Annotated in this window: 1 protein-coding gene; it reads left to right on the top strand. The window is 74.1% G+C overall.

Features of this window, described 5'->3' with window-relative positions:
• Positions 1-1,551: aldehyde dehydrogenase family protein (locus ACFQ36_RS22610; RefSeq protein WP_377017803.1), on the top strand; the 1,551-nt coding region annotated here is incomplete at both ends.

Genomic DNA, 1,551 nt, shown 5'->3' with positions numbered 1-1,551 from the left:
GGCTGGGGGGCGCTCACCGGCGCCGAGCGGGCCGAGATCCTGCACCGGGCCGGGGACGTGCTGGCCGCCCGCCGCGCCGAGCTGCTGGAGGTCATGGCCGCCGAGGCCGGCAAGACCCTGGACCAGGGGGACCCGGAGGTCAGCGAGGCCGTCGACTTCGCCCACTACTATGCCGAGCGCGCCCGGGAACTCGACGAGGTCGACGGGGCGACGTTCGTTCCCGCCCGGCTGACCGTGGTGACCCCGCCGTGGAACTTCCCGGTGGCCATCCCGGCCGGGTCCACCCTGGCGGCGCTGGCGGCCGGGTCCGCCGTGGTGATCAAGCCGGCCAGGCAGGCCGCCCGCTGCGGGGCGGTCATGGTCCAGGCCCTCTGGGAGGCCGGCGTGCCCCGGGACGTGCTGCAGCTGGTGCAGCTGAGCGAGCGCGGGTTGGGCCGGGAGCTGATCTCCCACCCGGGGGTGGACCGGGTGATCCTCACCGGCGGCTACGAGACGGCCGAGCTGTTCCGCTCCTTCCGGGCCGACCTGCCGCTGCTGGCCGAGACCTCCGGCAAAAACGCGATCATCGTCACCCCGAGCGCGGACTTCGACCTGGCCGCCCGGGACGTGGCCTACTCGGCCTTCGGGCACGCCGGGCAGAAGTGCTCGGCGGCCTCGCTGGTGATCCTGGTCGGCTCCGCGGCCACGTCGAAGCGCTTCCGGAACCAGCTGGTCGACGCGGTCACCTCCCTGAAGGTGGGCTGGCCGGCGGATCCGGCCACCCAGATGGGCCCGGTCATCGAGCCCGCGGACGGCAAGCTGCTGCAGGGCCTGACCACCCTGGGTGGGGGCGAGCACTGGGTGCTCAAGCCCCAAAAGCTCGACGATTCCGGCAGGCTCTGGAGCCCGGGCATCCGCGCCGGGGTCCAACCCGGCTCGCCCTGCCACCGGACCGAATTCTTCGGCCCCGTCCTGGGCGTAATGACCGCGCAGACCCTGGAGGAGGCCGTCGGGATCCAGAACGCGGTGGACTACGGGCTCACCGCGGGCCTGCACTCGCTGGACCGGGAGGAAATCGGGTACTGGCTGGACCGGGTCCAGGCCGGCAACCTGTACGTCAACCGGGGCATCACCGGCGCCATCGTGCAGCGCCAGCCCTTCGGCGGCTGGAAGAAATCCGCCGTCGGCGCCGGCACCAAGGCCGGCGGCCCGAACTACCTGCTCGGCCTGGGCGACTGGGAAAGCGCCCCCAGCACGGCAGGGTCCCCGGTGACCGATGCCGGCGCGGCCAGGCTGCTCGAGGCCGCCCGGACCTCCGCCGCGGTGCCGGCCGCGGAGCTGGCGGTGCTGGAACGCTCCCTGGCCTCCGACGCCGCGGCCTGGGCCGGCCAGTTCGGCACGGCGAAGGACGTCTCCGGGCTGATGGTGGAGCGCAACATCTTCCGCTACCTGCCGGTCCCGGTCACCGTCCGCCTCTCCGCGGGCGAACCGCTGGCGAAGCTGGTGCGCGTGCTGGCCGCCGGCGTGCTGGCCGGCGCGGAGCTGGCGGTCTCCACCGCCGCCGGCCTGCCC

This window comes from Arthrobacter sp. GCM10027362 (assembly GCF_042679445.1).
GTDB lineage: Bacteria > Actinomycetota > Actinomycetes > Actinomycetales > Micrococcaceae > Crystallibacter.
This window is presented reverse-complemented; position numbering and strand designations above follow the sequence as displayed.